The organism is Loigolactobacillus binensis, from assembly GCF_005405165.1.
Lineage (GTDB): Bacteria > Bacillota > Bacilli > Lactobacillales > Lactobacillaceae > Loigolactobacillus > Loigolactobacillus binensis.
Genome location: NZ_BJDN01000025.1, coordinates 1 through 25279 on the forward strand (window position 1 = coordinate 1; position 25279 = coordinate 25279).

Annotated in this window: 23 protein-coding genes and 1 riboswitch; of the genes, 9 read left to right on the forward strand and 14 right to left on the reverse strand. The window is 47.6% G+C overall.

The window, feature by feature from the left end; all coding sequences use genetic code 11:
- Nucleotides 1-345 precede the first annotated feature (345 nt).
- From adhP to FFM78_RS10800, 5 genes are all read left to right on the forward strand, one after another.
- A complete protein-coding gene (gene adhP / locus FFM78_RS10780) occupies nt 346-1362 on the forward strand; it encodes an alcohol dehydrogenase AdhP (RefSeq protein ID WP_137638428.1) in 1017 nt (338 codons plus the stop codon).
- Between the two features lie 175 nt (nt 1363-1537).
- Complete coding sequence (locus tag FFM78_RS10785; RefSeq protein WP_137638429.1) at nt 1538-2293, forward strand: DeoR/GlpR family DNA-binding transcription regulator; 756 nt, start codon at nt 1538-1540, stop codon at nt 2291-2293.
- Nucleotides 2290-3207, forward strand: a complete 918-nt coding sequence (pfkB, locus tag FFM78_RS10790) for a 1-phosphofructokinase (RefSeq protein ID WP_137638430.1) — start codon at nt 2290-2292, stop codon at nt 3205-3207. Before FFM78_RS10785 ends, pfkB begins: the two co-directional genes overlap by 4 nt.
- 26 nt (nt 3208-3233) lie before the next feature.
- Entirely contained in the window at nt 3234-5171 is a 1938-nt protein-coding gene (locus FFM78_RS10795; protein ID WP_137638431.1) for a PTS fructose transporter subunit IIABC, read from the forward strand.
- A 119-nt stretch (nt 5172-5290) separates the two neighbouring features.
- Entirely contained in the window at nt 5291-6238 is a 948-nt protein-coding gene (locus FFM78_RS10800; protein WP_137638432.1) for an NAD(P)-dependent oxidoreductase, read from the forward strand.
- A 505-nt stretch (nt 6239-6743) separates the two neighbouring features.
- Here FFM78_RS10800 and purD read toward each other — a convergent pair.
- From purD to FFM78_RS10870, 14 genes are all read right to left on the reverse strand, one after another.
- Entirely contained in the window at nt 6744-7994 is a 1251-nt protein-coding gene (gene purD, locus FFM78_RS10805) for a phosphoribosylamine--glycine ligase (RefSeq protein WP_137638433.1), read from the reverse strand.
- A 294-nt stretch (nt 7995-8288) separates the two neighbouring features.
- Nucleotides 8289-9815, reverse strand: a complete 1527-nt coding sequence (gene purH / locus FFM78_RS10810; RefSeq protein WP_137638434.1) for a bifunctional phosphoribosylaminoimidazolecarboxamide formyltransferase/IMP cyclohydrolase — start codon at nt 9813-9815, stop codon at nt 8289-8291.
- Between the two features lie 30 nt (nt 9816-9845).
- Nucleotides 9846-10415 (reverse strand): phosphoribosylglycinamide formyltransferase, encoded by a 570-nt coding sequence (purN, locus tag FFM78_RS10815; RefSeq protein ID WP_137638435.1) that lies wholly within the window; start codon nt 10413-10415, stop codon nt 9846-9848.
- The gene (gene purM, locus FFM78_RS10820) at nt 10412-11446 is read right to left on the reverse strand and encodes a phosphoribosylformylglycinamidine cyclo-ligase (protein WP_137638436.1); all 1035 of its coding nucleotides are present in this window, start codon (nt 11444-11446) and stop codon (nt 10412-10414) included. Before purM ends, purN begins: the two co-directional genes overlap by 4 nt.
- A gap of 443 nt (nt 11447-11889) precedes the next feature.
- Entirely contained in the window at nt 11890-13317 is a 1428-nt protein-coding gene (gene purF, locus FFM78_RS10825; RefSeq protein ID WP_137638437.1) for an amidophosphoribosyltransferase, read from the reverse strand.
- The gene (purL, locus tag FFM78_RS10830) at nt 13311-15509 is read right to left on the reverse strand and encodes a phosphoribosylformylglycinamidine synthase subunit PurL (RefSeq protein WP_137638438.1); all 2199 of its coding nucleotides are present in this window, start codon (nt 15507-15509) and stop codon (nt 13311-13313) included. Before purL ends, purF begins: the two co-directional genes overlap by 7 nt.
- On the reverse strand, nt 15506-16186 hold the full coding sequence (purQ, locus tag FFM78_RS10835; RefSeq protein ID WP_137638439.1) for a phosphoribosylformylglycinamidine synthase subunit PurQ: 681 nt from the start codon (nt 16184-16186) through the stop codon (nt 15506-15508). Before purQ ends, purL begins: the two co-directional genes overlap by 4 nt.
- 1 nt (nt 16187) lies before the next feature.
- Nucleotides 16188-16433: a phosphoribosylformylglycinamidine synthase subunit PurS gene (gene purS / locus FFM78_RS10840; RefSeq protein ID WP_137638440.1), complete on the reverse strand. Its 246-nt coding sequence runs from the start codon at nt 16431-16433 to the stop codon at nt 16188-16190.
- On the reverse strand, nt 16420-17148 hold the full coding sequence (purC, locus tag FFM78_RS10845; protein ID WP_137638441.1) for a phosphoribosylaminoimidazolesuccinocarboxamide synthase: 729 nt from the start codon (nt 17146-17148) through the stop codon (nt 16420-16422). Before purC ends, purS begins: the two co-directional genes overlap by 14 nt.
- Nucleotides 17148-18266: a 5-(carboxyamino)imidazole ribonucleotide synthase gene (gene purK, locus FFM78_RS10850; RefSeq protein WP_137638442.1), complete on the reverse strand. Its 1119-nt coding sequence runs from the start codon at nt 18264-18266 to the stop codon at nt 17148-17150. Before purK ends, purC begins: the two co-directional genes overlap by 1 nt.
- Nucleotides 18259-18744, reverse strand: coding sequence for a 5-(carboxyamino)imidazole ribonucleotide mutase (gene purE / locus FFM78_RS10855; protein WP_137638443.1), 486 nt, complete (start codon nt 18742-18744; stop codon nt 18259-18261). The genes purK and purE overlap by 8 nt, the downstream gene beginning before the upstream one ends.
- A gap of 246 nt (nt 18745-18990) precedes the next feature.
- Nucleotides 18991-20763, reverse strand: coding sequence for an excinuclease ABC subunit UvrC (uvrC, locus tag FFM78_RS10860; protein WP_137638444.1), 1773 nt, complete (start codon nt 20761-20763; stop codon nt 18991-18993).
- Between the two features lie 182 nt (nt 20764-20945).
- Nucleotides 20946-21677 (reverse strand): amino acid ABC transporter ATP-binding protein, encoded by a 732-nt coding sequence (locus FFM78_RS10865; RefSeq protein WP_171001886.1) that lies wholly within the window; start codon nt 21675-21677, stop codon nt 20946-20948.
- A 4-nt stretch (nt 21678-21681) separates the two neighbouring features.
- Nucleotides 21682-23154, reverse strand: coding sequence for an ABC transporter substrate-binding protein/permease (locus FFM78_RS10870; protein ID WP_137638446.1), 1473 nt, complete (start codon nt 23152-23154; stop codon nt 21682-21684).
- 195 nt (nt 23155-23349) lie between these two features.
- Between FFM78_RS10870 and FFM78_RS13895 the strand changes: the two genes are divergently transcribed.
- The 4 genes from FFM78_RS13895 (at nt 23350) to FFM78_RS10885 (ending at nt 25274) form a co-directional block, all read left to right on the forward strand.
- The gene (locus FFM78_RS13895; protein ID WP_171001885.1) at nt 23350-23493 is read left to right on the forward strand and encodes an SPJ_0845 family protein; all 144 of its coding nucleotides are present in this window, start codon (nt 23350-23352) and stop codon (nt 23491-23493) included.
- A 212-nt stretch (nt 23494-23705) separates the two neighbouring features.
- Nucleotides 23706-23753, forward strand: a riboswitch (PreQ1 riboswitch).
- 8 nt (nt 23754-23761) lie between these two features.
- Nucleotides 23762-24253: a QueT transporter family protein gene (locus FFM78_RS10875; protein WP_137638447.1), complete on the forward strand. Its 492-nt coding sequence runs from the start codon at nt 23762-23764 to the stop codon at nt 24251-24253.
- A gap of 35 nt (nt 24254-24288) precedes the next feature.
- Nucleotides 24289-24513 (forward strand): DUF2829 domain-containing protein, encoded by a 225-nt coding sequence (locus FFM78_RS10880; protein ID WP_137638448.1) that lies wholly within the window; start codon nt 24289-24291, stop codon nt 24511-24513.
- Complete coding sequence (locus tag FFM78_RS10885) at nt 24513-25274, forward strand: 3-oxoacyl-ACP reductase (RefSeq protein WP_137638449.1); 762 nt, start codon at nt 24513-24515, stop codon at nt 25272-25274. The genes FFM78_RS10880 and FFM78_RS10885 overlap by 1 nt, the downstream gene beginning before the upstream one ends.
- Nucleotides 25275-25279 lie beyond the last annotated feature (5 nt).

The following is a 25279-nucleotide window of genomic DNA, read 5'->3' on the forward strand; positions in this document are numbered from 1 at the left end:
CACCCGTAGTCTATTTGGTTTTCAATTAAAGATTGAATTGACGATATTGGTATACAATTTAGGCTTTTTTGATTTTATGACGAACTAGCACCACGCGTATCTTAGTCTGTTTTAAAGCAAATAATTTCCTAAGACCAACCTTAAAGCCATCATAAAACAGTTACATTTGTGATAAGTTATTCTATCTTTAAAAGCGATTACAATCCTAATCTAGTTGAATTTTATTGCCCAACAAGAATTAATTTTGTTAACGAATTCACTTGATAATTAATACCAAATTTGTTATTATCATGGTGTAGTCAAGTTGTTTGTCTGTCGTAAAAAATTGAAAGAAGATGTTTCTTGATGAAAGCTGCTGTAGTTCGTGATCCAGTTGACGGGTACGTTGATATCATTGAAAAAACATTACGACCATTGGAATTCGGCGAGGCCTTAGTTGACGTTGAATATTGTGGCTTATGTCACACTGATTTACACGTTGCTGCCGGCGATTTCGGTAAAGTTCCTGGTCGGGTGATCGGTCATGAAGGTGTTGGCCGAGTTAGCAAATTAGGGCCAGGTGTCACTAGTCTTAAACTTGGTGATCGCGTCTCGATTGCATGGTTCTATGGCAGTTGCGGTCATTGCGAATATTGTTTGACTGGACGAGAAACACTTTGCCGTAACGTCCGTAATTCAGGTTTCACCGTTGACGGTGCAATGGCTCAACAAGTTATTGTTGACGCAAATTATGCCGTTAAAGTTCCAGACGGCTTGGATCCAGTCGAAGCCAGCTCGATTACTTGTGCGGGAGTTACCATGTATAAATCATTGATCGTTGGTAATACTAAACCTGGCGATTGGGTATCTGTTGTTGGCGCCGGTGGTTTAGGTAATTTAGCGATTCAATATGCCAAGAATGTGTTCGGCGCTCACGTTGTAGTCGTCGATGGTAATCCTGATAAACTAGCAGCGGCCAAGGCTTTAGGTGCTGATGTTTTGATCAATCGCCATGAAGTTAACGTGCCTGAAGAAATTCAGCGCCAAGTTGGTGGGGTCAACAATGCGCAAGTAACTTCGGTCAGTGCTGATGCCTTTAACGCGGCGATTGACTCCCTTCGTCCTGATGGCTGCTTAGTGGCTGTCGCCCTACCCCAAGGCAATATGGAACTAAACATTGCTAAAACCGTGTTGGATGGTATTAAGGTTGCTGGCTCCTTAGTTGGAACCCGTCAAGATCTAGCCGAAGCCTTTCAATTTGGGGCTGAAGGTAAAGTTCACCCGATCGTTCACACCCGTAAGTTAAGTGAAGTTAATGATATTATTGATGAAATGAAGGCCGGCAACATTGTCGGCCGCGAAGTTGTTGATATGTCATTATAAATAAAGTGTATGCAAAAACCGCGCTCCATTAATTTGGAGCGCGGTTTTTGAATACTTTCAAACCACTTGATTAACCATTTTGTGGTCGCTTTTAAATGTTTTTGAATGATTTTGAAAGATTATTGTTGATTTTGACTGTTTTTGGTGGTAAATTAGTTTTGTGGAGGTGGCGAAAATGCTTACAGAAGAACGACATCAATATATTCTTAATCAATTAAAACAACATGACATTATTAAATTACATGATCTGATCAGTACAACACAAGCTTCTGAGTCAACCATTCGCCGCGATCTACAACTAATGGAAGAAGCTGGCCTATTGATTCGTGTTCATGGCGGCGCCAAACGGGTGGCTGCCTTACAAACTGAACTTGCCGTCAGCGAAAAATCTAATCAAAGTGTTACCGAAAAGGAAACTTTAGCCAAATTGGCCGTTTCTTGTTTAACACCGCAAGACGTGATTTTCTTAGACGCTGGCACCACAACTTTAGCCATGATTCCTTATTTAAAAACGACGACTAACTTAACGGTTGTCACCAACGGCGTCAATCACGCTTCAATGTTAGCCGATTACAATATTCGTTGTTTTTTGATCGGTGGTCGTTTGAAAAACATCACTAAGGCCATCGTTGGCGCGGACGGTGTGGCCGCCATCAAACAATATCGTTTCAATAAGGTTTTTCTAGGAACTAACGGTGTACATCTACATTATGGATACACCACACCGGATCCAGATGAGGCCGCCATCAAACGCACTGCTTTAGAACAGGCAGAAATGACCATTGTTTTAGCGGATCATACCAAATTCGGGCAAGTTTCTTTTACCAAATTCGGGAATTTGTCACAAGCAACAATTGTAACGGACCATTTAAGTCAACGCGAATTAGAAAAATACCAACAACAAACAGACATTTTGGAGGCGATCAAATGATCTATACGGTAACAGTCAATCCTTCAATTGACTATATCGTACAACTGCCCCAGTTAACCTTGGGCGCAGTCAATCGAATGAGTTATGATACCAAACTACCTGGGGGCAAAGGGATCAATGTGTCCCGGATCTTGAACCAATTGGCAGTCAAAAACGCCGCCTGGGGCTTTCTCGGTGGCTTTACCGGCGACTTTATCCAACAACAATTAGCCGCTGAACAAATGACCGCCGACTTTACTAAGATTACCGCCGACACGCGGATCAACGTTAAGATCAAGGCTGGCGAAGAAACGGAGATCAACAGCCAAGGCCCAGCGATCAGTGCCACGGCGCTGGCCGCTTTCAAAGCCAAATTTGAACAGCTGCAAGCTGGCGATATCGTGGTCATGTCCGGCAGTTTACCACCAACCCTGCCAGAAAGTTTTTATCGTGACTTGATCCCGTTGATCAAAGCCCACGGCGCTGATTTCGTGATCGACACCACTGGCCAAGCGCTTTTAGACACCTTAAGCGCCCAGCCATTAGTGATCAAACCAAATCATCATGAACTAGCCGCTTTGTTCAACGTTAAATTGACTGACGACGTCGACATCGTGAAATACGGCCGTAAATTGCTCGACCGCGGCGCAAAGCACGTATTAGTTTCCATGGCCGGCGCTGGTGCTTTTCTGATCACCCCGGGCCAAGTTTACAAATCCACGGCCCCTAAAGGCACCGTGATCAATTCCGTTGGGGCTGGTGACTCAATGATCGCCGGCTTTGTCGGCACTTTCAGTCAGACCCACGATCCGTTGCAGAGCTTTGCAACCGGCTTAGCCTGCGGCAGCGCCACCGCTTTTTCTGAAGATCTGGCTAACCAGGCCAAAATCAATGAAGTTCGGCAAAACATCCAGATTGAAACTTATAACAATTAAATTAATTTAAAAGGAGTGTAACATTCATGGATATTCGTGACCTACTACTCAAAGACGTCATGATCATGGACCTCAAAGCAACCACGAAGGCTGCTGCCATCGATGAGTTAGTCCACCAGTACTACGTCAAAGGCATCATCAATGACGAAGAATTGTACAAACAAGACATCATCAAACGTGAGGCCGAATCAACCACTGGGATCGGTGACGGCATCGCCATGCCCCACGCCAAAAACAAAGCCGTTACCCGCGCCACCGTTTTATTTGCCAAAAGTGATGCTGGCGTTGACTTCGATGCTTTAGACGGCCAACCGGTACATTTATTCTTCATGATCGCCGCTCCTGAAGGCGCCAATAACACCCATTTACAGGCCTTGGCCGCCCTCTCTAGCTTATTGATCAATCCTGATCTAGTCGCCGCTTTGAAAAAGGCCCAGACACCTGATGACGTACAGCAATTATTCGCCGACGCCCAAGCGGCCAAAGAAGCGAAAGACGCTGCCGCTGAAGCCGCTAAAGCGCAAACTGTGGCTACACCAGCGGCTAGTGCTAACAGCGAACGTCCCTTTATCGTCGCCGTTTCCGCCTGCCCAACTGGAATCGCCCACACTTACATGGCCGAAGCCGCTTTGAAGAAGCAAGCCGAAGCGATGAACGTTGACATTAAGGTGGAAACAAACGGTTCCGAAGGTGTTAAACATCGTTTGACCGCTGACGACATCAACCGCGCCGTCGGGGTGATCATTACCGCTGATAAAAAAGTCGAAATGGATCGCTTTGACGGCAAACATTTATTGAACCGGCCAGTGATCGACGGTATCAAAAAACCGGAAGAATTGATCAATGAAACGCTAGCTGAAAAGGGGTCGATCTTCCACGCTACTGGTGCCGATGGTGGTGCCAGCGCAGACAACGGTGAAAGCAAATCCGCTTGGAGCAAGATCTACGCTAACTTGATGAACGGGATCTCTAATATGTTACCATTCGTCGTTGGTGGTGGGATCTTAATGGCGCTCTCCTTCATGGTCGAACAAACCGTGGGTGCCCACTCCACCACTTTTATCTTCTTAAACGGTATCGGTAACTGGGCCTTCAGTTTCTTGATTCCTGTCTTGGCTGCTTACATCGCCGTTTCCATTGGTGATCGGCCCGCGTTGATGCCCGGTTTCGTCGGTGGTTTCATGGCCAACACCGCGGCGGCCAGTATCGTTAAAACAACCAGTGTCGCCGGCTTTCTTGGTGGCCTAGCCGCAGGTTTTATTGCCGGTTATGTGATCGTCTTACTGAAATACTTATTCCGTAACTTGCCGAAGTCATTAGACGGTTTGAAACCAATGATCTTCTATCCGATCCTCGGCTTACTGATCGTCGGTTTCCTAATGTTCTTCATCGTCGATCCGATTTTTGCCGTGATCAACCATGCCTTGACTTCCTTCTTAAAGAGTATGGGCACTGGTAACGCGATTCTGCTGGGCACGGTTCTTGGTGGGATGATGTCGATCGATATGGGCGGTCCCTTTAACAAAGCCGCTTATACTTTCGCCATCGGCGTTTACACCGCAACTGGTGACGGTAAGTTAATGGCCGCCGTCATGGTCGGTGGGATGGTGCCACCTTTGGCAACTGCCATCGCAACGACTTTCTGGAAAAACAAATTCACTGCCGACGAACGCAAAGCAGGCATTTCCAACTACGTTCTTGGGATCTCCTTCATTACCGAAGGCGCGATTCCGTTCGCTGCTTCTGATCCACTGCACGTGATCGTTTCTAGTGTGATCGGCGCTGCTTTAGGCGGTGGCTTAAGCCAGCTCTGGCACGTCAGCGTTCCTGCACCCCATGGTGGGTTATGGGTAACGCCACTGGCAACTAACTGGGTCTTCTACCTCTTAGCCGTCGTGATTGGTGCTGTCGTCGCCGGTGTAATCCTCGGCATCTGGCGCCCAGCATTAAAAGAAGAAAACTAATACTCATTTAAAAAGATCGTGCCCAATTTTACCGGCACGATCTTTTTTGTGCCCTTAAGTTGGATTTAAGCTAGCCTGCTTAAAATGGAATTAAACCCATTAAAAGGACAGATTAATCAATGAATATTCTCACTGCCACGAACTTTTCTGCGGCCCAGATCAGTCAATTAGAAAGCTTACCGGACGTCCACGTCATTCGCCAAAATAATTTCCAACCTAAAATGGCGCCAACCATCGACGTGATCATGGCTTGGAGCCCACTGGCCGCTAAAATCTTGGCCGGCCCCAACCGAGTCAAATTTATTCAAACTTCTTCAGCGGGGATCGATTATTTACCGTTGGCCGCGTTGGTGCAACAAAAGGTGTTAGTCGCCCACGCCGGCGGCATTCACGGCGATGCGATCGCGCAATCAGTCCTCGGTTACATTTTAGACTTTGCCCGTTACATCACCCACCCGCAAAACCGCGACCCGCAGAATTTCTGGCAAGGCCGTATTCACCGGCGTGTCCTGTATTCTGTTGTGAAAAAACGGGTGCTGATCTACGGCACCGGCCATGTCGGCCAGGCCATTAGTCAATTGCTGCAGCAAGTTGGTTTGAGCACGATCGGCGTCAACCATAACGGTCACGCCGCACCCGCGTTCGTTGAAACCGTCGCTTTAGCCGCTAGCAACGCCCAACCGCCAGTGGCTGATTTCATCGTGAATACGTTGCCTTTAACCAGCGCTACTCAACATTTCTTTAACGCTGACTTTTTCGCCCGCCAACCGCAACCGCCGATCTTCATCAATGTCGGTCGCGGGCCCTCAGTCGATACGGCGGCCTTGATCACTGCCTTGGAAAACGGCCAATTAGCCGGTGCCGCGTTGGACGTTTTTGAGCAAGAACCGTTGCCGGCCGATTCACCGCTGTGGCAAGCACCTAACTTGATCATGACGCCACACACCACCGGCACCGTTGATAATGTCGAGGACGTCTTATTTGCTATTTTTTATCCTAATTTGCAGTCATTTTGCCGCACTGGTAAGTTAAGTGTCAATCAAGCTGATCTTAAATTAGGGTACTAAAAAGTGTTGTGACGTATTAATCTATTCATCCTGAAATATAGTCATTTAATACACGAGAACAGGGCTAGTTAGGTTCCATTCCGGCGCTGGCGTATGGAACGCGTGGCGCGTTGACAAGCCAGCACCTCCACTCCACCTTGGCACCGGTTGAACATTGCTTATTCGCTAGTTTAGTCGTTTGGTTAGTACAATTGAGTATAAACGACACCTTCGATAATTCGCAAATTTAAAAATTAAATCGTATCTACGTAGCGCAAAACACTGATGAAAATAGTGAAAAATTCACTTTCTCATCAGTGTTTTTGTATTATGAATTTAAACGATTTAACTAAGGCTGCCACTACACCAAAAATAGGTTTAAGTTCAGTTGCGGCCAGATGGAATGGAACCTAACTCATTCTGTTTAACGCTAACCATATGCCAGGAAGAACCTGTAATCCATGTCACAATTCTTTGTTCGTGCTTTCGAAATATAGTCAAAATACGTTCTACAAATCGGCTTTTTTCATGCTAAGGCATGCCAACCGATATCGTGGCGGTAATTAAAGTCTGCTAAGGGTAACTGGTCAAGTGCAGCGTAAATTTTTTGTTGTGCGCTACGGACATCGGCTGCCTGTGTTGCGATCAGGAATACCCGGCCACCAGCGCTGACCAAGTGCGGTTCTTTTGCGGTGACGCCGGCATAATAAACGGTTAAGTCAGCTGGCAATTGCGTTAAGTCAGGCAACGGCAGTGCCTGTGGATAAGCGCCAGGGTAGCCAGCGGCCGCTACCACCACGCCTAAGGTAAGCCGCTGTTGCTGCCAAGTAGGCTGAACTTCTTTGCCGGCCAACATATCCTGCAATAACTGATAAAAATCGCTGGTCAGCTGCGGTAGGACGACCTGGGTTTCCGGATCGCCGAAGCGCATGTTGAACTCGATCACTTTGATGCCGGCGGCGGTTAAGATCAGGCCGGCGTACAAGATCCCGTTAAAGGCACGCTGCTGTTGCATCCCGGTGACGATCGGCCGCAGAACCTGGTCAAAGGCCTGCTTAGCCAGATCAGCCGGCATTTGCGGCAACGGACTATAGGCGCCCATACTACCAGTATTCGCGCCTTTATCGCCTTCACCGATCGCTTTGTGATCCTGCGCCAGCGGCATGGGAACGATTTGGTCGCCGGCGACAAATGCCATGCAAGAAAATTCTTCACCAACTAGAAATTCCTCAATGATCACGCTGGTGGTTTTAAATTGGTGCTGCTGCAATAATTCCTGCAACACCGTTTGCCCTTGCGCCAAGCTTTTGACAATGGTGACCCCTTTGCCGGCGGCCAAACCGTTAGCCTTGATCACTTGCGGCAACGGCTGCTGCTGCAAATAAGCACAGGCCGCCGCGTAATCGGTGAATTCTTGATAAGCGGCGGTGGCAATGCCCTGTTCCTGCAGCAACGCTTTGGCGAAACTTTTCGAGCTTTCCAATTCGGCCGCGGCCTGAGTTGGGCCAAAAATAGGCAAATGCCGCGCTTGAAAATAGTCGACGATCCCCTGCTGCAACGGGATCTCCGGTCCGACAAAGGTCAAGTCGATCTGCTGTTGCTGGACCAAAGTGGCCAACGCCGCAAAAGTAGTGGCGGCCACTAATTGAATACCGTCGGCCGCCATGCCCGCGTTGCCAGGGGCACAGTAAACTTGGCTCACCTGCGGGCTCAACAAAAATTGCCGGCACAAGGCGTGCTCGCGACCGCCACTACCGATAACTAAAACTTTAGCCATGATGCCCTCCTTAGAGTGTGTCTGAAAAAGCGCTCAGCTTATGGAATATAACCTACTACTCCGCAATAGAGGTGGATTATTAGCAAAAAACGCTAATAATCTTTGATGCTACGGGCGTTGTCCATTCTTGTGGCAAAAACCGTGCCGCAAGAAACATGGCAGCTAACCAATAAGTAGCACGCAGTGAGACGTTTGGCTAGCGTAGTTATATGCAATAAGCTGCTTTTTCAACCACGTTTACGCTACATTAGCGGTAAAAACTAACTCAATATTATTTTTCAAACACAACCCAGCTTAATGCCGGAAATGCCGCCGACCGCTGAAGACCATCGCCACGCCTAATTCATCGGCTTTAGCGATCGAATCTTTATCTTTGATACTGCCGCCAGGCTCGACGATGGCAGTGATCCCGTGCGCCGCTGCATAAGCGACCGAATCATCCATTGGAAAAAAGGCGTCGGAGGCTAAGATGGCGTCGGCATAACCTGGTTTGTCCTGGGCCGCCTGAATGGCGATCTCGACTGAGCCAACGCGGTTCATTTGCCCGGCACCGATGCCCAACGTTTGTTCCGCAGTCGCAACTACAATGGCATTACTTTTAACGTGCTTGGCAATGATCTGACCAAATTCTAAGGCCTTTAACTGCGCGGCGGTTGGTTGCTTTTTAGTCACGACTTCAAAATCGGTCGCCGTTTCGTGGACTTGATCGGCTTCCTGCCGCAGTAACCCACCCAGCACCGAGACGCTTTCTAGTTCAGTTTGTTCTGGTGCGCTGATATCTAAGGTCAATAAACGGAGATTCTTCTTTTTCGCTAAAACAGCAAAGGCATCGGGGCTAAAGCTAGGCGCGATGATGATCTCCAAGAATAGTTGATGCATTTTCTCGGCGGTGGCCACGTCAACTTCACGATTCAATACGATGATGCCACCAAAAATTGAAGTCGAATCGGCAGCAAAGGTGCGATCCCAAGCGGTTTCAATGTCAGCAGCTAAGCCGACACCACAAGGATTCATATGTTTGACCGCGACCACGGCCGGTTGGCTGAATTCACGGCTGATCCGCAGCGCCGCATCACAGTCCTTGATATTATTGTAAGAAAGTTCTTTACCATGTAATTGTTGTGCCTGGGCGATCGAATAAGGTTCCGGGATCGCGGTTTCGTAAAAGGCCGCTTTTTGATGGGAATTTTCACCGTAGCGTAATTCTTGTTTTTTGGTATACGCTAACGGTAATGTGGCCGGAAATTCTTCGGTGTTCAAATAATCGGCGATCAAGGCATCATAACTGGCGGTGTGCTGGAATACTTTGGTCGCCAATTGCCGGCGGAAGGCCTGATCAACTTCACCGGCGGCCAACGCAGTCAATACCGGTTGGTAATCGGCAGGATCAACGAGCGGCAACACCGCGGCAAAATTTTTCGCCGCGGAGCGCAACATGCTCGGCCCACCAATGTCGATCTGTTCGATGGCCGCCACTTCTGTGACTGCCGGTTGCATGATTGTTTGTTTGAAGGGATACAAATTAACGCACACTAAGTCGATGGGATCGATTTTATGCTGAGCTAAGGTAGCCATATGTTCAGGATCATCGCGTTTGGCTAATAAGGCTGCATGGATCGCTGGGTGGAGCGTTTTTACCCGACCATCAAGCATTTCCGGAAAATGCGTGACTTCTTCCACTGGCGTAACGGCAATGTTCGCTGCTGCCAACACTTTTTGGGTGCCGCCAGTCGAAAGAATTCGGTAGCCTTGAGTAACTAAGCCTTGGGCAAATTCAACCAATCCTGTTTTATCCGATACACTAAGTAAAGCTGTTTTCATTAATGATGCGCCCCTTATTTTGTCATTTAATTACTTATCTTCTAATAATTCTACCAGACTTTGCAAATAAAGCCGATGCTCAGTTTGATGAATGCGGCTACTTAAACTAGCTAAGGTATCCTGCGGTTCGACTGGGACCACGGCTTGCTGGATAATCGGCCCGCTGTCAACGCCGGCATCGACATAATGGATAGTTACGCCAGTTGCGCTGACGCCAGCGGCAAATGCATCTTCGATCCCGTGACGGCCAGGAAACTTAGGCAACAAAGCGGGATGAATATTGATGATCTGCTGCGGATAAGCCTGTAATAAAGTAGGGCCAATGATCCGCATATAACCGGCCAACAAGATCAATTCCACCTCTCGTTGACGTAATTGAGCTAAAATCGCCGTTTCAAAGGCCGCTTTATCCGCAAATTGCTTAAATTCCGCGGTCCAAATGGGAACCTTTAACCGCTGCGCCCGCTGAATAACCGGCGCAGTCGGATAATCACAGACCAGCAACACCACTTGTGCCGCGACTTGTTGCTGCTGAATGCCCGTCACCAACGCCTCAAAGTTACCTCCATTGCCGGAAGCAAAAATCGCTAACTTTTTCATGCGTCAGCCTCCACTAATTCCACGCCGGTTGCGCCGGAGTGAACGACACCAATTTGATAAAAAGCCTGCTGCTGAGCCGTCAAGATTTGTTGCACCGCGGCTAGATCAGCTGGATGGATCGCTAAAACCATACCCAGGCCCATATTGAAGGTCGTGAAGGCTTCGTTTTGCTGCAACTGGCCTAATTGACACAACCAATCAAAAATCGGCTGCCGCGGCCAGCTGCCTAAATTGATTCGTGCCGCTAAACCGGCCGGTAACATCCGCGGTACATTTTCCAGCAAACCACCACCAGTTATGTGGGCCGCGCCAGCGATCAACTGTTGTTTGAGTAACGGCAGCAGCGCGTCAACGTAGATCTGCGTCGGCGTCAGCAATGTATCCAGTAAATTAGCCCCCGCTAATTCGGCTGGCGTATCGCTAAATTGATAATCGTGCGTCTTAAACAATAATTGGCGCACCAACGAGAAGCCATTGCTATGTAAGCCGCTGGAAGGCAGGCCTAGCAAAATATCGCCGGCCTGCACCTGTTCTGGCTTCAGCAAGGCTGCTTTTTCGGCGATACCAACGGCAAAACCGGCTAGATCATAATGGCCGGCAGCGTACATATCCGGCATTTCCGCGGTTTCGCCGCCTAACAAAGTCATCCCACTTTGTTGACAACCGGCCACGATGCCTTGCATCAGTTCGGCCACTTCCTGCGGTTGCGTTTGCGCCACCGCCAAATAATCAAGGAAAAATAATGGCTGTGCCCCTTGCGCGACCACGTCGTTGACGCACATCGCCACTAGATCCTGGCCAACCGTTGTCCGCTGGCCGCTTTGGATCGCCAGCAATAATTTAGTGCCGACACCATCCGTCCCTGCGACTAAAACTGGCTGCTGCCGTGGTGGTAATTGATACAAGCCGCCAAACGCGCCTAAACCGCCTAGCACATTGGCCGAATTTAGTTTTTTGATCTGTTGCTGCAAATTAGTGACCACGGCTTCTCCGGCAGCAATGTTAACGCCCGCCTTCTCGTAAGCATTCATTATTTTTCCTCCTTTAACTAGTGCAGTATAGCGTTTATATTCATTGGAAATAAATTATAAACAGAGTTAGTTAGATTCCATTCCGGTGCGCGATGACGGACTAGCTAATAGCGGTAGACTTTGTTCCAAAGTCGTGATTAACGCGTCGTTGTCCATTCTTGTGGCAAAAACCATGCCGCAAGAAACATGGCAACGCGTGGCGGTTTGGCGAGCTAACTTTTCCAGTCAAAAACAAAAGCGGGAGGAAAAGTGGATCTCGCCAAGACCGCATAGTTGTAAATAGCACAGCCCGCTATTAACAACTATCGGCACAGCTGCGACTTAGACTTGCCGTACTTCGGCATTAGTTCAAGTCGCACGCGTTCCATACGCCAGCGCCGGAATGGAACCTAACTGATATCCGCTTACGTGTAATTTATTTTAGATAGGATAGCTACGCTGCACTAAGCCGTCACCTGCGGCAATTCAAAAGTTGCGGCGTAATCGTACAGTGGTGTCGGATAGTCGCCGTTAAAGTAAGCCACACATAAACCAGAATACGGTGCACTGCTTTTTAAATTGATCGCGGCGATCAGGCCGTCTACGCTTAGAAAGCCTAACGAATCAGCGCCAATCTTGGCTTGCATTTGCGGTAACGTCAGATTAGCTGCCATCAACTCGCGGGTGTTTTCAATGTCGATGCCGTAAAAGCAAGGATAGCGCAATGGCGGTGAAGCGATCAGCAAATGCACCGCGGTGGCACCGGCTTCTTTTAAGAGGCGGACAATATAGTTGCTGGTCGTGCCCCGCACCAACGAATCATCGACTAAGGCGACTTTTTTTCCTTTGACCACTGCCGCCACCGCCGATAACTTCATCCGCACCCCTTGCTCCCGTAGGCGCTGAGTGGGCTGAATGAAGGTGCGCTGGCTGTATTGATTTTTGATCAAGCCCATTTCGTAGGGAATGCCGCTGGCCGCCGCGTAACCATTCGCCGCTGACAAAGACGAATTCGGTACGCCAACGACGATATCAGCGTCCACCGGCTGTTCTTTAGCCAAAAGTTGACCCATCCGTTCCCGCGCCTGATGGACATTGACACCGTAGATCGTCGAATCGGGCCGGGCAAAATAGATGAACTCCATCGAACAAACCGACAATTGGGTGTCCGTGGTGTAGGACTTAACTTGGTAGCCGTGATCGTCAATTTTGATCAGTTCACCTGGTTGCACGTCGCGGATGAAGCGCGCATTGACCGTGTCTAAAGCGCAAGTTTCGCTAGCCACAACGTAGGCCCCCGTCGCTAACTGGCCCAGCGCCAACGGCCGAAAGCCGTTAGGATCTAGTGCAGCGTACAAGGCATCATTGGTCAGCACTAAGTAAGCAAAACCGCCCTTGATCTGGCGCAGGCTGGCTTTTAAACGCTGTTCAAACGTTGCCGCGGTTTGGCGCTGGATCAAATGCATCAGCACTTCGGTATCAGAGTTGGCGTGGAAAATGGCGCCTTCCGCCTCTAATTCCGCCCGTAAACTAACTGCGTTGGTCAAATTACCATTGTGCGCCAAGGCCACTTGCTGCTGGTTAAAATTAAATAATAGCGGCTGGATATTTTCGATTCCGGCACTCCCCGCGGTGGCGTAGCGCACGTGCCCAATGGCCGCGGTGCCAGTTAAATGAGCTAATTTATCTGGATGGTCAAAAACTTCCGTCAACAAACCTAACCCTTTTTCACCGGTCAAATGCCCCTGCGCATTGGCGACGATCCCGGCGCCTTCTTGACCGCGATGTTGCAACGCATGTAAGCCAAAATAAGTTAGCTCGGCCGCTTGGGCATCGCCCCAAATACCAAATACACCGCATTCTTCATTGAGACTTTTGACCTCGCTTACCATGCTAATGCTCCTTCCCACTGCTGTTTGCTGGTGACAACATCTAACGTCAGTGTTTCTGTATTCGTTTTGATAACCAAGTCGGTCGCCGCCGTCACCGTGCCGATCTGTTGCGCCTGTTCACCGGTCATTTGACTAAAAGCCGCTGCTTGCGCGGCCGGCACGGTAAGGATAAAGCGTGATTGACTTTCGGCAAATAACCAGCTGGCTGGCATCGCCACTTCAACGGTGGCGCCTAATTGCCGCCCAAAGCAGCTTTCCGCCAAACCGACCGCTAAGCCGCCTTCCGCTAGATCATGCGCGCTGCTAACGATTCCCGCCCGAATCGCTTGTTGGACTAATTGTTGATTGCTGATTTCCGTGGCTAGATCAAAATCAAATAACGCGCCACTAATATTGCCGGTCAACATTTTTTGTAATTCACTACCATTAAAATCCGCGCGGGTTTGGCCGACTAAGAAAATGGCGTCCCCGGCGTGTTTGAAGTCTTGCGTGGTGATCAAAGCTAAATCTGCGATCAAACCGACCATGCCGACCATTGGCGTTGGGTAGATCGCCGTACCGTTAGATTCGTTGTACAGCGAAACGTTGCCGGAGATCACCGGTGTTGCTAAGGCCTTGCAGGCCGCGCTCATCCCTTTGGTTGCCTGCGCCAGTTCATAAAAGCTTTCCGGCTCTTCTGGACTACCGAAATTAAGGCAGTCGGTGATGCCTAACGGAACGCCGCCGCTAGCCACAATATTACGGGCCGCTTCACAAACCGCAATTTGCCCACCAATTTCGGGATTTAAATACAAGTAGCGCCCGTTACCGTCGGTGGTCATCGCTAACGCTTTACGACCGCCACGAATTCTAAGCACGGCGGCATCCGAACCTGGGGCCACAACCGTGTTCGTTTTAACTTGGGTATCGTAGCTGCGATAAACGGCTTGCTTGGAAGCAAGCGTTGGCTGTTGCAACAAATCTGTCAAAACAGCCGCTGCATCGGTGATCTGCGGTTGGTATTGTTGCGGGTCAGCTGTTAATAAATGAGCCGGAATTCGTTGTGGCCGCTGATAAACCGGCGCCTCATCAACTAAGGCCTTGATCGGCACGTCAGCCACTTTTTCGCCATGGGCATACAACTGGTATTGTTTAGCCGCCGTCACGGCACCGATCTGCACCGCGTCCAGTTCATAGCGAGCAAATAGCTTTTCCACCACCGCCCCTTGATCCTTAGCCACGCAGATCAGCATCCGTTCTTGGGATTCCGACAGCATCAGTTCATAAGGGATCATGCCACTTTCCCGCTGCGGCACCGCATCTAAATTCAACGTCATCCCGTAGCCGGCTTTGGCGCCCATTTCCGCCGAGGATGAAACCAACCCGGCAGCGCCCATATCTTGGATCCCCACGACCGCTTCAGGGTGTTCGCGGATCAATTCTAAACAAGCGTCCATTAATTGCTTTTCCATAAAGGGATCGCCAACTTGAACCGCCGAACGATCAGCCTCAACGTCATCGTTAAATTCTGCCGAGGCAAAAATCGCCCCCTGAATACCGTCGCGGCCAGTTTTGGCGCCAACGTAATAAATCAGGTTACCCGCTCCGGCGGCTTGGCCTTTTTGCTGCATCGTGGTGTCCAACAAGCCAACGCACATCGCGTTCATCACCGGATTGGCCGCGTAGGCATCGTCAAACGCCAACTCACCGCCAACGGTCGGAATGCCGATACAGTTGCCGTAGCCGCCGATCCCAGCGATGGTTTCCTTCAACAAGAATCGGGTGTGCGCATCGGTCAATTCACCAAAACGCAGACTATCCAGCATGGCGATCGGTTGGGCGCCCATCGAAAAAATATCGCGGATAATGCCGCCTACACCAGTCGCCGCCCCTTGATAAGGTTCGACTGCAGTGGGATGATTGTGGCTTTCCGCTTTAAAAACCACCGCCTGACCGTCACCAATATCGATGATACCGGCGCCTTCACCTGGGCCTTGCAAAATTCGTTGCCCACTAGTCGGAAATTGTTTCAGTAACGGTTTAGAATTTTTATAAGCACAATGTTCACTCCACATTGCTGCAAACAAGCCAGTTTCAGTAAAATTAGGCAAGCGGCCGATCAATTCTTGGATCCGTTGATATTCGGCACTGGTCAAGCCCCATTGCTGGTATAACCGGCTCGATTTGATTGCTGTCGCTGTTTGCTCGATCATGCTGGTACCACCTTTTCCGTTAATGTTTGCAACATACTCTGAAAAACACCGCGACCGTCTTCACTACCTAAAAGGGCCTCCACCGCACGCTCGGGATGGGGCATCATGCCTAAAACATTGCCGGCGCGATTGGTGATGCCGGCAATATCGGCGACACTGCCATTAGGATTATCCTGATAAGTAAACGCAATTTGCCGCTGTGCCTTGAGCTCAGCCAACGTTGCCGCGTCGCAATAATAATTACCTTCACCATGCGCGATCGGCAAAGTGATCGTCTGTTGCGGCTGGTAAGCCTTGGTGAAGCTGGTTTGGTTGTTGACAACGGTCAACGCTGCTGGTTGGCAGATAAAGTTGGCACTGCGATTCTGTTGCAAAACCCCTGGCAATAAGCCAGCTTCAGTCAAGATCTGGAAGCCGTTGCAGATACCGATCACTAGCCCACCAGCAGCAGCAAAATCACGCACCGCAGTCATGATCGGCGCAAAACGAGCAATCGCCCCACCACGTAGATAGTCACCGTACGAAAAACCACCCGGTAACAAAACCGCCGCATAATCAGTTAAATCGGCGGTTCGATAATCGACTAAAACGGCCTGCTGCTGAAAGCCATCGCGTAAGGCGGCCACTAAGTCCTGATCACAATTTGAGCCCGGAAATTGAATCACGGCAAACTTCATTTTAGCAAGCCTCCAATTCGTAGCGATAACTTTCCATATTCACGTTGGCTAATAACTTTTGGCACATCTGTTCCACCGCGACCGCCGCTTTTTCTTTTGAAGTGGCTAAAACTAACTCAAAATACTTGCCGCAAGTCAGTTGTTGTAATTCGGTAAAATCTAACTGGTGTAAGGCGGTTTTAACCGCTTCGGCCTGGGGATCGAGGATCGAATCTTTATAGGTCACATAAACTTTAGCGCGATACATGAGCCACCTCCGAGTTTTGCAAACGGGTCAACACTTCTTGATACACCGTAGTCAGATCACCAGTGTGCTTACGGAAAACGTCTTTGTCCAACGAGGCCTTTGTTGTGGCATCCACCAGCCGGCATGAATCTGGTGAAATTTCGTCCGCCAATACTAATTGACCGTCTAAATAGCCGACTTCGATCTTAAAATCAACTAAGGTCAACTGAGCTTGGGCAAAACGGATCTGCAATAACTGATTGATCCGCAAGGCTAATTGTTTGATCGCGGCCAGTTCGTCGGCGGTCGCGATACCTAAAGCTTCGGCCTGGGCATCATTCATAAAGGGATCGTCCAGCGGGTCCGATTTGTAGAAGAATTCGATGATCGGCTTAGTTAGCGGCTGTAAATAATCGGTGGCAAACTTGCGTTGGAAGCTACCAGAAGCAAGATTGCGGACAACCACTTCCAAGGGGATCATTTTGACTGGATGGATCAATTGTTCTGTCGTCGAAACTTGGCGAATAAAATCAGTTGGGATCTGGTGGGCAATTAAGTAATCAAAAATTAAACAGTCGATCTGGTTGTTCAACGCGCCTTTAGCGGCAATTTGTTCCTTGCGTTTGCCGTTAAGTGCAGTTGCTTGATCTAAGTACTCCACCCACAAAACGGTGGGCTCATCGGTGGTATAAAGTCGTTTTGCCTTACCCGTCTTCAATTCTTTAAGTTTACGCATTATTGATCCTCCCAAATTTTTTCTTCTTCTAACTGAGCCTGTGTCGCCGCCGGATCATCGGTCAAAATGGTGATGTGGCCCATTTTGCGTTGGTAGCGGCTTTCCGCTTTACCATAATCATGGAGATACCACTGCGGCCGCTGTAACCACCGTTGCCGCGCCGGCTGTAAATGCTGGCCGAGTAAATTGACCATCACTGCCGGACGCTGTTGGGTGATCGCAGGGATCGGCAGGCCACAAATGCTCCGAATATGCGCCGCAAATTGCGATAGATTACAAGCCTCAATGCTAAAATGACCAGAGTTATGTGGCCGCGGTGCCAATTCATTGACTAACAAACGGCCATCCGGCAATAAGAAAAATTCGATGCCTAGGACGCCGTACAATGCCAGTCCTTGGGCAATTTTAGTGGCGATCGCAACGACTTCGGCCTTGATCGCCGCTGAAACTGGTGCCGGAGCGATCGTTTCATGCAGAATATGTTGATGATGGATATTCTCGACGACGGGAAACGTGCGGACCTGCTGATCACGGTCCCGGGTGACCATGACGGCTAACTCCTTGGTAAACGCTTGGCGCCGCTCCAAAATACAGTCCCCAGGCAATAAATCAGTCGCCAAGTCGGCCACCGTATTCACATCGTGCTGGCCGTGACCATCGTAACCACCGGTAGCCGTTTTCAAAATGCTGGGTAGGCCGACGGTTTGAACAGCTGCCTTTAATTCAGCAGGTGTCGTCACCGCCGCAAACTCAGTCACCGGCACCCCCAGTGATTTCAGAAAGTTTTTCTCCGTCAAACGATTACGGGTGATCGCCAACAAATGAGTCCCTTGCGGCAGTTCAGCGTATTGATTAGCGGCCTTTAAGCTTGCCAGATCAACATTTTCAAATTCATAAGTTAGCACATCGGCTCGTTTGGCTAGATCAAGCATGGCTTGTTGGTCGCTATAGTCGGCGGTGATTTGAAAATCAGCCACCTGGGCCGCAGGACAATCAGGAGTTGGATCGAGCACACCGACCTTGTAGCCCATGCTTTTTGCGGCTAAGGTCATCATCTGGCCTAATTGGCCGCCACCGACAATGCCGATCGTGGCTGGCGGCAATAATTGTTTAATCAAGTTGCGCCTCGCTTTCAACGGCCTTTTTAGTCTGGGCCGCCCGATAATCTAGTAAGCGCTGCTGCAACTGCCCATCTTGCAACGCCAAAATGCTAGCCGCCTGTAACGCCGCATTTTTCGCCCCGGCGGTGCCGATCGCCATAGTCGCCACCGGCACGCCAGCCGGCATTTGCACAATCGACAACAAGGAATCCATCCCGTGCAGCGCATGACTTTCGATCGGTACGCCGATCACCGGCCGCACCGTATTCGCCGCCAACATCCCCGGCAAATGCGCGGCGCCACCAGCACCAGCGATGATCACGGCGATGCCTTGAGCCACTGCCTGCTGGCCGAAGTCTTGCAACTGCGCCGGCATGCGGTGTGCTGAAATAACGTGTTTACTAAACGGAATCTGCAACTCAGTTAAAATAGCGGCGGACGCTTGCATCGTCGGCCAATCCGAAACTGAGCCCATCACGATCGCAACTTGATTCACAAAAATTGCCTCCCTATTCCATAATTAAGGTGAATACATACTCTTAATAAACCGTACATTAAGTATACAAGCATCTATAATCATTCGTCAATAATATAAACGTATATTTTAAATTTATTTATCATAATCGTTCGTATTTAGCACACGAATTTTAATCTATCATCGTGATAAAATACACCTTATCATTAAAAGCCGTTAAAATAACAAAAGGCCCAACCACAAGTGTGGTTGGACCTAATTTATTCTCTATTTTAATGACAATTTGATGGTTTGCGCAACTGTTTTGGAAACACCGATTTCACGCAATTCTGGAATCGTTGCGCTTTTTAATTTCTTTAATGAACCGAACTGGCGTAGTAATTTTGTTCGTGTTTTTGGACCGACGCCGGGAATTTGATCAAGCTGCGAACTCAAGGAATGCTTGCCCCGTAATTGGCGGTGGAAGGTGATCGCAAAGCGATGGACTTCATCCTGAATTCGCTGCAGTAAATAGAAGCCTTCGCTTTTCGGATCAAGGTCCAACTTTTTATCATCGGGACCATACATTAAATCAGCGGTTTTATGATGTTTATTTTTGACCATACCTGCTACCGGAATGGTCAAACCTAATTCATCTTCTAGAATTTCTTTAGCCGCATGAACCTGGATCTCACCACCATCCATTAAAATCAAATCAGGTAGTGGTTGCTGCTCCTTCAATAATCGCACATAGCGGCGCCGAATAACTTCTTGCGTATTCGCCGCTTCATTGGCACCATCGCCGGATTTAATTTTATATTTGCGGTATTCGTTTTTAACCGGTTCGCCATCAATGTAACAAACCATCGCTGACACTGGATCAGTTCCTTGAATATTGGAATGATCGAAAGCCTCGATGCGATGGGCTGAGGTGATCTGCAAGACGTCAACTAATTCTTGCACTGCACCAACAGTATGTGAATTGTCCAATTCCATCAAGCGGAATTTTTCTTCCAAAACTAAGCGACTATTTTTGTTAGCCATTAGCATCAAAGCCCGTTTTTCACCGCGTTGTGGCGTGCGGATCGGTACTTGTAAAATATCTGCTAATACTTTCTGATTAACCCCTTTTGGCACTAAAATCTCGCGCGGAAGAACATTATTTTTACGCTTATAGAATTGTAGAATAAAACTTTCCAATTCTTCTTCCGGCGTATTGACACAAGGAAATAGTCGCTTCTCCCGTTTGATCAACCGGGCCTGACGAATAAAAAAGATCTGCACCGAGAGCCAACCTTTATCCATGTAATAACCAAAAATATCACGTGGCGTATGATCGTTGGAAATGATTTTCTGCTTTTCTACGGTGGCTTCAATATACCGTAACTGATCCCGTAATTCCGCCGCCCGCTCGAAATGAAGATCAGCGGCGGCCGTTTGCATTTTTCCCCGTAGCTCGCGCTTAACATCCCCAACTTGCCCATTCAAAAAGCGCTTGATCTTGCGGATCTGCGCATCATATTCACTTTGTGGCACTTCCCGGAAACAAGCACCTAGACACTGGCCCATATGGTAATACAAGCAGGGCCGCTTTTGCCGGCCATTACAGCGGCGCAGCGGATAGACCTTCTGCAAAAAATGTAGCGTTTCTTCAGCAGCATAAACGTTAGGATAAGGACCAAAGTAGTAGCCACCATCCTTTTTAACATCCCCGGTAATCAGCATCTTAGGATCCCGCTCATTCGTAATTTTAATGTAGGGATACCCGGTGCCTTTTTTTAACTTAATATTAAAATGCGGTTGATGCTTTTGAATCAACGTGATCTCCAGCAAAAAGGCTTCCTTATCAGTCGACGTGATGATCGTCTCAAAATCACGGATCTCAGAAACTAACCGCGCAGTTTTCCCTTCGTGACTACTTTTAAAGTAGGATCGAACCCGGTTCTTTAAGTTTTTCGCCTTACCCACGTAAATGATCTTGCCATCACGATTTTTCATCAAATAACAGCCAGGCAGCGGCGGCAATAAGGCTAATTTATGTTCTATATGTTCTGTTGCCACACCTAACAACCTTTCTTCTATAGCAGCATTAACGTACATTTGTTCGCTGTTATATTCTAACGCGTCCATCTAGAAAAGCAAGTAGGCTGCTCCATGGAGGTTAAAAAGGAACAATAATGCACCGCCGAACCCAATTCAGTGGACACAAAAAAGCTGGCCGAAGTCAGCTTTTTGTTGTTAAATTAAGCTTCCAAAATTTTGGCTAGGAAATCTTGTGTCCGTTCGTTTTGTGGATGTTCAAAAATCTGATCAGGTGTTCCTTTCTCGGCGAAAACACCACCGTCCATAAACCAAACTTCATCAGCAACATTTTTAGCGAAGCCCATTTCATGAGTGACCACTACCATAGTCATCCCTTCATTGGCTAGATCCTGCATAACTTTTAGAACTTCACCGACCATTTCTGGATCTAAGGCCGAGGTAGGCTCGTCAAATAACATAACATCTGGATTCATCGCTAACGCCCGGGCAATAGCCACCCGTTGTTGTTGCCCTCCAGATAAGCTCGCAGGATAATCATCGGCTTTCTCAGCTAACCCGACTTGAGCCAATAATTTGAGTGCCAATTTCTGAGCGTCGTCATTGCTCATCTTCTTAACTTTGATCGGTGCCAACTTAACGTTTTCAACTACGGTCATATTGGAGAAAAGATTAAAACTCTGGAAAACCATGCCCATCTTTTCCCGCAATTGGTTGATCTGACTTTCGTTTAACGATGTCAAATCAGAGTTTTCAAACATGATTTTGCCGCTGGTCGGTTGCTCCAACATATTTAGGCAGCGCAGAAAGGTACTTTTACCACCACCAGAGGGACCGATCACGCAGATCACTTGCCCTTTTTCAACTTTACCGTTTAAATCCTTTAAAACTTCGGTGTCGCCAAACTTTTTATTAATGTTTTCAATTGCAATCATTTCTTCAGGCATCGTGCTTCATCTTCCTCTCGTAGTGGTTCAAAACTTTAGACAAACTGAAGGTTAAAATAAAGTAAATGATCATAGCGACAACGATCGGGATGACCCCTTTATAAGTGGCAGTCTGAACAGCTTTTAATTGATAGATCAAATCGGTGACCCCAATGATCGACACGATCGAGCTTTCCTTGATCAAAGAAACAAATTCATTGCCTAACGCTGGCCAAATATTCTTAAGTGCTTGTGGGAAGACCACGCTTTGGAACGTTTGCCGTTGACTGAGTCCCAGACTACGTGCGGCCTCCGTCTGCCCTTTGGCAACAGAATTGATCCCGCCCCGAATGATTTCAGCAACATAAGCTGCGGAGTTCAAAGAGACGGCAATAATACCAGCAATCAACGCCGGAATATTGATAAATAAGCCGATCCCGAAGTAAACGAACATCACTTGGATCATTAACGGTGTCCCCCGCACGAATTCAATGTAAACAACCCCTAGAGCATGAACTAACTTCATCTTGCTTAAACGCATCAAAGCGAAAAGGATCCCTAACAAAATACCGAAGAAGACACTGATAATGGTGATCAGTAAGGTGTATTCGACCCCTTTAAGGAAGTAGCCTGAATAATGCCACATGCTAGTATTATGCGTATTCGTCTTCATATAAGTGCCAGCATCTTTTAAATAGGTTTTGGTCAACTTCTTTTGTGTAATCTCATCAACTGACTTGTTGACCGCATTGACTAAAGAAGTAGATCCCTTTTTAAACCCAATGGCGGTATCATTTTCGCCACTACCTAAATCAAATTTACCATTGATCATGGCCAAATCAGGATCATTATCAACATAAGCCTGAGCAGATGGTGTTTCCATAATCACCCCTTCAGCTTTATGACTCTTTAATGCCAAAATCAAATCACTGATTTTAGCTAATCCTTTCATCTTCGAACCTTTGATCTGTTTCTTACCTAAATTATACTGGATACTCCCAGTTTGTGCCCCTAAAGATTTATTTTCAAAGGAATCTTTATCTTTGTATAATCCTTTGTCGGCCTTGTTAATGATGATCGACTGACCACCTTTATAATAAACCTTGGAGAAATCAACGCTCTTTTTCCGCGCCGGTGTCGGTGACATCCCCGAAATAACCATATCGACTTTATTAGTCTCCAATGCGACCAATAAAGAATCAAAATCCATTTGTTTGATCACTAACTTTACGCCTAGATCTTTAGCAATCTTTTTGGCAATGTCGACATCCATACCGACAACTCGCTCTTTGCCCCCCCGGTTAACCAAAAACTCATAAGGCGGGTAATCTGGACTAGTTCCCATTACTAAAGTGCCTTTTGCCTTGACCCGGGCCAGTGAATCCTCAGTGCCAGTAGTTGCCGCGTGGCTAGGCTGCGCAAACCCACCTAACAGGGCCACACTTAAAGTGACCACCAACATTAACCAACTCATTATTTTCTTCATACTATTGCCTACCTCTTTTTATATTCAATAGCTCGATTATACCTGCTAATGATTTTTTATGCAAGTAGTTTCACTGATTAACTGGATTTATGCATAAAAAAACGTGGATATCCATTTTAAATTAGTGGTGCAAATGTCAGCACAATTTATTTTTTTCTGCTAAAATAGGAACAAAGCAAAGAAAGGATGATTGCGATGGGCTTAACGATCAAGCAAGATAACACACTAAACGAACTGTTCGACAAATTCGCTTTAGATCCAAAGAAATCTGTTGAGAAACCAGTAGCTAAAAAACCTAAAGAAGTCAAAGTAACTAAAAAAGACGATCCTAAAAAATAAATGGTGCCTAGCCTAGGCTTATTCGCCTACTGAATAATTGTTTGGTAGCAGAAATTACTTCGTTCTATACGCCAACTTAATCGTTCTCCAAAACAAAAATGAGATCATGACCTAATCTGGTTATGATCTCATTTTTTACGGTAAAACGCTGTAGCTTGTTGTACTAACTAAAGCAAAATAGTACTATAAAGTGGTACGTGTCTGACTTTTTGTCAGTGGTGGTTCGTGACTATCCCACCGTAATAAAAAACTAGGAGGCCATTTTATAATGGAGAAAACTCGAATCAAGACTAGTTCGTTGACCAAGATCGGTGTGATCGCAGCACTTTATATCGCGATCACCATGCTGGTGGCACCGTGGAGCTTTGGCGCCACCCAATTACGCTTTTCGGAAATGCTTAATCATTTAGCTATTTTTAATAAGCGTTATATTTGGGCGTTAACCATCGGTTGTGCGGTCGTCAATTTATTTTCACCTTTAGGTATTATCGACATTGTTTTTGGTACTTTAGGTACTTTAGTGATGACGACCATCAGTTATTATCTGAGTCGGCATTTAAAGAGCCTGATTGCTAAACTGGCTACGAGTACTATCATTTGTACCCTAGCCATGTGGAGTGTTGCTCTAGAGCTCCATATCGTCAGCAAAGCGCCTTTTTGGGCGACCTATTTCAGCGTGGCCTTAGGTGAGCTGATTTCCTTAGTCAGTGGTGCAATTTTATTTTATATTTTAGCTAAACGAATCGATTTAACCGTTTAATCTTTAATTTATTTAATGTGCAGGAGGATCAATTTATGACTTTTAATGAAGCATTACCCTTACTAATCGCTGGTAAGAAAATTGTACGTAGCGGTTGGGAAGGCAGTGAACAATATATCTTTCTAGTTAATAATGCCACCTATCATGGTGCCGCGATCAATCCTTATTTCTTGATCAAAACGACGGAAACACCTAGTCTTTCAATGTTTCAACCGACTAGCTGTGATCTACTCGCGACTGATTGGCAAGTTGTTAGCTAATGGCGAACTATCCTGAACTTAAGCAACAACATGCAGTGATCACCGGCGTGGCTTCTGGAATTGGTCACGCTCAGGCGGCGGCATTTTTGGCACAAGGAGTGCTGGTTTTTGGTATTGATCGCAGTCATAACGCTGCCGTTGGCCAATTACAGCAGCGTTACCCAACGACTTTTTATTTTGAACAAGGCGATATTCGGCAGGCTACGGCCATTAATGACTGCGTAGCACACGCACTTATTCAAATGCCCCGGATCGAACTTTTATTAAATACGGCCGGGATTTTAGATGCTTATACGCCTTTACTAGCCACCGATTTAGCCAGCTGGGAAAATATTTTGACTACCAATTTAACCAGTCAATTTTTATTTGCACAAGCGCTACTACCGCAAATGCTTACTCATCATCATGGTGTGATCCTTAATATGGCCTCAATCGCTGGGCTCGTGGCTGGTGGCGGTGGCGTGGCATATACCACTGCCAAACACGGCGTCATTGGGCTTACTAAACAAATTGATTATGATTACGCCGCTCAGGGTATCCGCGCCAACTGTATCGCTCCCGGTGCTATTGATACCCCAATGAATGCCGCTGATTTCCAAAATGATGCTGAGATGGCACGCCAGGTGGCCGCGCAAACACCTGCTCAGCGCTGGGCGCAACCAGAAGAAGTTGCCGCGTTAAGCCTATTTCTAGCTAGTCCGGCCGCTGACTACATCCATGGCAGTGTTATTCCGATTGATGGTGGCTGGCTCGAAAAATAAAGGAC